This is a genomic window from Modestobacter versicolor, from assembly GCF_041028285.1.
GTDB lineage: Bacteria > Actinomycetota > Actinomycetes > Mycobacteriales > Geodermatophilaceae > Modestobacter > Modestobacter versicolor_A.
In genome coordinates this window covers 1-528 of sequence record NZ_JABGDB010000057.1, presented here as the reverse complement: position 1 = coordinate 528, position 528 = coordinate 1, and the positions used below count along the sequence as shown (strand labels likewise).

General features: G+C 41.9%; 1 protein-coding gene. It reads right to left on the bottom strand.

The annotated features are described in order from the left end of the window. The coding region (locus HL054_RS22245) for a hypothetical protein (protein ID WP_369141309.1) at positions 1-528 on the bottom strand (528 nt) is incomplete at both ends.

Genomic DNA, 528 nt, shown 5'->3' with positions numbered 1-528 from the left:
TCCAAGAACGTCATAAACTGTTGCGACAGAGAAAGCGTAAACTCGCATGGCTCCAGATGAACCCCTGATAATGGTTCCTCTGTTTCGGTCACGCCTAAATAATCCGTACACTGGTATTTATAATCGTCGTCCTGATAAGTGTGTGTCATTTTACCCGTACATTCAGCCGGGATGTATAGTTCATCGTCGAATAAAGTAAAGACTTTATCAACGTCATTATTTGCCTGTTGCATCATGTAGTTTAAACCGTTCTGCTTAGAGAGTCCGGCGACAGTGAGTTTAAGTTTCCCCTTCTCACATTGCAGGTATCTTTTAGCACCGAGCGTTTTAAACTTCTCATACGTTCCCTCGTAATCCCACACGCCGATAAGTTTTGTCACGCCCTTAATAGTTTTCGGGGATAGTAACGCCTTATCCAGCTTGTAGAAATCACACATTGCTTCCATCTTCTTAACTATTCCATCGTCAAACTTTTTGAAATAGGCTTTGTGGTTTTCGTAGTTCAGTATTTTCAGACTATCCGTGTCT